Raw genomic sequence first — 7,096 nt, 5'->3', positions numbered from 1 at the left:
CGATTACAACGAAAAGACTCTACCACTGGGGCTTAGTTTCTCTAAGCTCTTTGGTAGAGTCTGCTTACGCAAGGTATTGAACCGCCGTGTACGGACCCGTACGCACGGTGGTGTGAGAGGACGGTAAATCAACTAATGATTTACCTCCTACTCGATTGTCGAACGTGCTATAATAGCGAAAAAGATACAAGGGGAGAAAAAGATGACAGATCAGTCTATCCATTTAGATGAACAGTTATTAGAAACGTACGATGATACTTTATCAAAGCAAGGTATCTCAGGGGAGCGCATTGCTAAACGACTATCATTATTAGCCAATATTGGTCTAACAGAAGATAATGGGTCAAGACGACCAGGTTTTTCTTTTCTCGAAAGAGAAGCAAAAGATAAAGTCATTGAATGGATGAAAGAAGCGGACTTAACAGTCTCAGAAGATGGGGCAGGCAATGTTTTTGGTCGCCTTGAGGGAAAAAAGAAAAATCTACCGGCTATCTTAAGTGGTTCCCACGTAGATACTGTTCCGAACGGGGGACACTTCGACGGAACGATTGGTGTTTTAGCAGCACTTGAAGTTGCGCAAGCGTGGAAAGAAACAGGATACACGCCTAACAAACCATACGAAGTAGTCGTGTTCACAGATGAAGAAGGTTCTCGATTTAACGGTGGATTGACGGGTAGTGAAGCGATGGTTGGTGATACGGATATGGAAAAAACCTTGCTTCGAAGAGATTACGATGGTCGCTTATTTGAAGAGGTTATTCAAGATGTTGGCTTAACAGTTCAAGACTATCAAGATACAGGAAGAGATTTATCAGAAATCGAAACCTTTGTGGAAGTTCATATCGAGCAAGGAAAAAAACTAGAAAAAGCTGGCTTACCGTGTGGTATCGTAACAGGAATAGCCGGACCCTATTGGTTGAAAGTGACCTTTGAAGGACTAGCTGGTCATGCTGGAAATACACCGATGGATGACCGCAAAGATGCATTAGTGGCTGCTAGTGCATTTATTCAAGCAGTCAGTACATTGCCTAGAAAAGTAAATGAGACAGCGGTTGCGACAGTCGGGAAAATCGAAGTAAATCCAAATGGCACAAATGTTATTCCGGGTGAAGTCCTATTATCTATTGATATTAGGGATATACAGTTAGATTCCAGAACAATGCTGATTGATCATATTATTGAAGCAGGTAAAGAAATCGAAAGCGATACGGGTGTCAGGTTTATGTACGAGTCCGTTCATGACGTTGCACCAGCACCAGTTCCAGAAAATCTTCAGAAACAATTAGCAGAAAGTTGTCGGGCAAATGGCATAGAACCATTTGCGTTGCCCAGTGGAGCAGGACATGATGCAATGATCGTAGGTAGACATGTGCCATCAGCTATGTTGTTTATACAAAGCAAAGAAGGCATTAGTCACAACCCGAAAGAATGGTCTACATTAGCGGATTGTGTGCAAACCGTTCATGTACTGAAACACTATATTGAAACACTTCAAAAAGCATAAAAAAACGATGTTGCTCAGTATAGAGCAGCATCGTTTTTTAGTCAGGTTAAATTAATTTCGACCTCTTCCGCCGCCACCAAAAATCAGTACCAGACGCATAATACTCAAGAACGAAGCCAGTGCAGCTGCTACATAAGTTAACGCTGCAGCATTTAATACTTTACGTGCTTGCGGAATTTCTTCTCTACTTAACAGCCCTTGTGTTTCCAAGACTTGAATCGCACGATTTGAGGCATTGAATTCAACCGGTAAAGTCACCAGTTGGAACAATAAAGTCAATGAAAAAAGTAGAATACCAATATTGATGAGAAACGAATCACCGCCTCCAAAAATGATTCCAGCAAAAAGAATCGGGAAAGCAGCGGTTTGACCAAAGTTTGTTACAGGTACGAGTGCAGCGCGTAATCTTAGTGGACCATAGTCATCACGATCTTGAAGTGCGTGACCAGCTTCGTGAGCCGCAACGCCAATTGCCGCAACAGATTTAGAGTTTCTAGTTGTATCCGATAGTCTCAATACGTTTTCTTGGGCATTGTAATGGTCAGTCAGGTTCCCGCGAATACCTTCCAAACGAACATCTTCAAGATGTCCCACATCTAAAATCTTACGACAAACTTCTGAGGCCGTTAAGCCGTTTTTGCTGTTCACCTCGCCGAATTTACGATAGGTTGATTGAACATACATACTAGCAAAACCAGAAATTGCCATACCAATAATAATTAAAATAAAAGTGTTATCCCAGTAAAGTGGAAAAAAGGGCATATGATTGACCTCCTAATCAGTCAGTTTTTTTAGGGTTTAAGTGTTCTTGTACCCCACTATTATAACATATATAGTCTTTATTTTCAGATATATTGAAAGGATATCTATGATGATTTTGTGAAGAAATTTGCCTTATACGGTAGAAAAATACAAGAAGCCACTTGCTAAATAAAAGCTAAACCAGTATCGTTTAACATAGGAAACGAGAAATCGTCCATGAGCATTGTACCGTATCTTTTAAATCATCAAATGAAATATCTATTGAGGAGAAACCAAGTTGAGTCAATTCGTGATTTTTGCTTTTTTAATGTTATTCTTTAAAACCAATCTAAGATTATTAGATGAATCATTTCTCTATCTGATGACTAATCTTATCGGAGGGGTCATGCTACTAGTCGTTTCAAAAAAAGAGTCTCAAACTCCTTCAGTCTTTCGGCAAAAAGGTATCATTTTATACATAGTAGCAAATCTATGCTTGTTTTTGTTAACGATCGTCCAGATTGAGAGTATACCGATTGTAGCAGATGCTATTAGCGATTATATCTTAGCGCTTGGATATTTGGTGCTGACCTTATTTGTATATGCCTATCCGCTATATTTATGTTTGAAACAACTGAAAATGATAAAAAAAGATTCAGAAAGTCGTAGCATTTCAATGGGGCATAGCTTGATAACAGTAGCGATCGCATTAATTCCCATCACAATCGGCTTGTTTTTCCTAGCACCTGCTTTTTCGCAGATAGGTATCGGAACCATATTAATGTTAGAACTAGCTAGTATGTTTTTCTTATACACAGACAAAAATCTTTTAAGGATAAACAAGTGATAAAGACGCATTCAATGATTGACCAAAGCGCCTATAAAAGCCTCGTCTAGCGACTTTTCGTTAGGCGATTTTTTTATATACTAAATTTAGTAAATTTACTTGTTTATCTTTACTAAAAGGCTTACAATGAGATTAACTAAAATAGAAAGAAGGAGTAGCATGGAGACGAAACAATTATTAAGCGGATTCAAAGAGATATTTGGTAAAGATGGAGATCGAATCTTTTTTTCTCCGGGGCGAATTAATTTAATCGGAGAACATACAGATTATAATGGCGGAAAAGTGTTCCCTTGCGCGATTACGATGGGGACTTATGCAGCTGTATCTATGAGAGAAGATCAGTCTATTCAAGCCTATTCTGAAAATTTTCCAAATGATGGCATCATAACTTTTGACCTTTCAACTATTCAGTATAAAAAAGGAGATAAATGGACTAATTACTTAAAAGGCATGGTACGGTATATTCAAGAGAAATACGGAGAATTGCCGAACGGATTTGATATTTATATCTATGGGAATATTCCTAATGGCGCATCTTTATCTTCTTCAGCTTCACTAGAATTACTGACAGGGGTAGTCGTTAGAGAATTATTTGATTTAGAGATCGAACAACTAGATCTAGTTAAACTAGGAATGAGAACAGAAAATGAGTTTCTAGGATTGAATTCAGGTATTCTGGATCAATTTGCTGTAGGGATGGCTGAAAAGGCGCATGCTATGCTACTAGATACAAATACGTTAGAATACGAACAAATACCCGTTGAGTTGCCTGAGCATAAAATCTTGATCATGAATTCCATGACTAGAAGAGAATTAGTGGACTCGGAATATAATTTGAGAAGAAAGCAATGTGAAGAAGCGCTGGCAAAATTACAAACAGTACTATCTATCGAATCGTTAGGAGCGTTATCAGAAGAAACATTTGAAGCGAATAAAGCGGTTATCGGTGACGATGTGCTTACTCGCAGAGCAAAGCATGCTGTTTATGAGAATAAAAGAACAGAACGTGCGGCAGAAGCACTCAAAGCAGGCGACTTGAAAACGTTCGGTCAACTGATGAATAAATCGCATACATCATTACATGAAGATTATGAAGTAACGGTGAAAGAGACTGATCTACTAGTCAGATTGGCATGGAAACAACCAGGCGTAGTGGGTGCCAGAATGACTGGTGGCGGATTTGGCGGATGTTGTATCGCAATCGTTGAACAAGATGCTGTAGAGGATTTTATTGAAAATGTGGAAGCAGCATATCTAGCTGAAATCGGACATCCAGGAGAAATTTATATTGCTGAGACGGCCGACGGAACAAAGGAATGGGATCTTGCATGAAAGAGTCTGTATCAACATACAATAAAAATCAATCGATTGATCAGCTTATCGTAGACTTTATCCATTATTACCAAATGGATGGGAAGATTGATGCGCTAGATACGATTTATTTGACGAATCAATTACTTGAACTGTTGGGTAAAAAAGAATTGAAACCAGTTTCGGCGCAACCCATAAATGAACCGCTGATGTTGCTTGATCAAATGATTGAATTTGCTATTAATGGAGGTATCATCCGAGATACGGTATCCGATAAAGACATCTTAGGCGCTAAAATAATGGGTATCGTTACGCCTAGACCCTCTGAAATCAATCAAAAGTTCTGGAAACTTTATGATAAAGAAAAATTAGCCGCAACAGATTATTTTTATGCACTGAGTAAAGAAAACAATTATATCAAAACAAGAGAAATTGCCAAAAATATAGAATATAAACATCAAACACCCTATGGAGAAATCGAGATTACAATTAACTTATCAAGACCAGAGAAGGACCCAAAAGAGATTGCCTTGGCAAAAACGGAAAAATCAGCGTATCCTGTTAACCTACTTTGTATGGAAAATGAAGGATATGCTGGCAATAGTCAACACCCTGGCAGAGCCAATCATCGAATCATTAGACTTGATGTAGCTGATGAACCTTGGGGATATCAGTATTCACCCTACCTTTATTACAATGAGCATGCCATTTTCCTTTCAGAAGAACATCGTGCAATGAACGTAGGCGATAAAGCCATTCGTAATCTCTTGGACATCCTTACGACCTTTCCGCACTATTTTGTCGGTTCAAACGCAGGCTTACCGATAGTAGGGGGATCTATCCTCTCTCATGACCATTATCAAGGCGGAAGACATACCTTTGCCCTAGAACGTTCAGAAATGGAACACACCTTTGAATTAAAAGATTTACCACAAGTAACAGCCGGTATCGTCAAATGGCCAATGTCCGTTATCAGAATTCAAAGTACGGACAAAGAAGCTTTGGCACAAGCTGCGAAGAAAATAATGGATACATGGGAAGACTACAACGATGAGACCGTGGGTATATACGACTTTACAGGCGAAACACCACATAATGCCATAACACCGATTGCACGGATGCGAGACAACCAATTTGAATTGGATTTGGTACTCAGAAACAATCGGACATCCGATGAATTTCCCGATGGCATTTTTCATCCACATCCACCAGTCCAACATATAAAAAAAGAAAACATTGGGTTGATTGAAGTCATGGGGTTGGCTATCTTGCCACCAAGATTAGAGAAAGAACTTGCTGAAGTTGAGCGTTATCTTATTGGGAAATCTGCAGACGTTAAAGCCATGCATTTACCTTGGGCAGAAACACTGAAAAAAGAGAATAGTGGTGTAACAGAAGAGTCAGCTCAATCAATTGTTCGACATGCAGTAGGAGAAGTCTTTTTACAAGTATTGAAAGATGCAGGTGTATTTAAAAGAGATCAAGCTGGAAAAGATGCATTTATTCGTTTCACTGACTACTTAAAAACGGTATAATATACAAGTGATAACGCTTGCTTATGATAGCGTGAAAAAGAAGGAGGAATGAATGGTGGAACTAACAACGAAACCATTTGGATTATACTTGAATCAGGAAATCACAGAATATACAGTAACGAATAAAAATGGGGTTGCCCTTTCGGCAATACCTTACGGAGCGATCGTAACGAAAATCGTTACACCCGACAAAAGCGGGCAAGAGGCTGATATTACATTGAATGTTGAAACCTTAGAAGATATGATCGCGCATAGACCTTTTTACGGTGCTACGATTGGGAGAGTAGCTGGACGGATTACAGATGGTCAATACAAAATTGAGGGAAAGCAAGTACAGCTTGAAGTCAATGAAAAAGGAAATCAGCTCCACGGTGGTCCAGCGGGGCTAGATACAAAACTATTTAAAGTAGAAACAAAGGAAACAGCGGAGGCTATCAGCTTATTATTTACTTATAAAAGTTTGGATGGAGAAGAAGGTTTCCCCGGAAACTTGACTGTCACAGTAGAATATCAGCTGAATGAACAAAATGAATGGACGATCAGATATACAGCAAATACAGATCAGACAACATTGTTCAATCCAACCAATCATATCTATTTCAATCTGACAGGTGACATTAAAAAACCGATAGTAACGCATACTTTACAATTAGCTAGTACGAAACATGGTACCTTAGGCGAACGTAATTTGCCTACTGGGGAACTGGTTTCTTCTATAGGGACATCATTCGATTTCTCAAAACCTAAGTTACTCAAAGAAGCGATTTTATCAGATGAACCACAAATCAGTTCATTGTCAGGACTAGATCATCCGTTTGTATTAGAAAATAGAGGCAGTGAACCACAAGCAATCTTGACAAACCAAGAAAGTGGACGTAAAGTTGAAATGCATACAGATGAAAACAGTGTGGTCATCTATACGCATAACGCGGAAATGGATGCGTTCAGTATTCAAGGAGAACCGGCGCGTCAATATGCAGGGATTACATTAGAAACGCAGGCATTACCAGATGCAGTGAATCATGATGGATTTGGTAATATCGTCTTGCAGCCGAACGAAACGTATCAATCTGAAACGGTTTATCGCTTTGGGCTAATAGAAGAATAAAATAGTTAATAGGAAAAAGGTGCTCTTTTGAGCATCTTTTTGTACAATAG

6 protein-coding genes are annotated in these 7,096 nt (G+C 39.0%); 5 read left to right on the top strand and 1 reads right to left on the bottom strand.

Going from position 1 to position 7,096, the window contains the following annotated elements; all coding sequences use genetic code 11:
• Positions 1 to 202: 202 nt before the first annotated feature.
• Positions 203 to 1,504 (top strand): M20 family metallo-hydrolase, encoded by a 1,302-nt coding sequence (locus tag J5J05_RS03370; RefSeq protein ID WP_208559263.1) that lies wholly within the window; start codon positions 203 to 205, stop codon positions 1,502 to 1,504.
• A gap of 51 nt (positions 1,505 to 1,555) precedes the next feature.
• Here J5J05_RS03370 and J5J05_RS03365 read toward each other — a convergent pair whose 3' ends face one another.
• On the bottom strand, positions 1,556 to 2,266 hold the full coding sequence (locus tag J5J05_RS03365) for a zinc metallopeptidase (RefSeq protein WP_208559262.1): 711 nt from the start codon (positions 2,264 to 2,266) through the stop codon (positions 1,556 to 1,558).
• A gap of 277 nt (positions 2,267 to 2,543) precedes the next feature.
• Here J5J05_RS03365 and J5J05_RS03360 point away from each other — a divergent pair, with 277 nt between their 5' ends.
• From J5J05_RS03360 to J5J05_RS03345, 4 genes are all read left to right on the top strand, one after another.
• Complete coding sequence (locus J5J05_RS03360; RefSeq protein ID WP_208559261.1) at positions 2,544 to 3,092, top strand: hypothetical protein; 549 nt, start codon at positions 2,544 to 2,546, stop codon at positions 3,090 to 3,092.
• A 159-nt stretch (positions 3,093 to 3,251) separates the two neighbouring features.
• Positions 3,252 to 4,424, top strand: coding sequence for a galactokinase (locus tag J5J05_RS03355; RefSeq protein WP_208559260.1), 1,173 nt, complete (start codon positions 3,252 to 3,254; stop codon positions 4,422 to 4,424).
• Positions 4,421 to 5,938: a UDP-glucose--hexose-1-phosphate uridylyltransferase gene (galT, locus tag J5J05_RS03350; protein ID WP_208559259.1), complete on the top strand. Its 1,518-nt coding sequence runs from the start codon at positions 4,421 to 4,423 to the stop codon at positions 5,936 to 5,938. Before J5J05_RS03355 ends, galT begins: the two co-directional genes overlap by 4 nt.
• Positions 5,939 to 5,990: 52 nt before the next feature.
• Positions 5,991 to 7,046 (top strand): aldose epimerase family protein, encoded by a 1,056-nt coding sequence (locus tag J5J05_RS03345; RefSeq protein ID WP_208559258.1) that lies wholly within the window; start codon positions 5,991 to 5,993, stop codon positions 7,044 to 7,046.
• Positions 7,047 to 7,096: the final 50 nt, after the last annotated feature.

It is taken from the genome of Marinilactibacillus kalidii, from assembly GCF_017599325.1.
Classification (GTDB): Bacteria; Bacillota; Bacilli; order Lactobacillales; family Carnobacteriaceae_A; genus Marinilactibacillus; species Marinilactibacillus kalidii.
The sequence above is the reverse complement of the archived record's forward strand: the minus strand, read 5'-3'. Positions and strand labels throughout refer to the sequence as shown.

Coding starts and splice junctions, on each gene's coding strand:
- J5J05_RS03370 (WP_208559263.1), top strand. CDS start 203: ATGACAGATCAGTCTATCCATTTAGATGAACAGTTATTAGAAACGTAC.
- J5J05_RS03365 (WP_208559262.1), bottom strand. CDS start 2,266: ATGCCCTTTTTTCCACTTTACTGGGATAACACTTTTATTTTAATTATT.
- J5J05_RS03355 (WP_208559260.1), top strand. CDS start 3,252: ATGGAGACGAAACAATTATTAAGCGGATTCAAAGAGATATTTGGTAAA.
- galT (WP_208559259.1), top strand. CDS start 4,421: ATGAAAGAGTCTGTATCAACATACAATAAAAATCAATCGATTGATCAG.
- J5J05_RS03345 (WP_208559258.1), top strand. CDS start 5,991: ATGGTGGAACTAACAACGAAACCATTTGGATTATACTTGAATCAGGAA.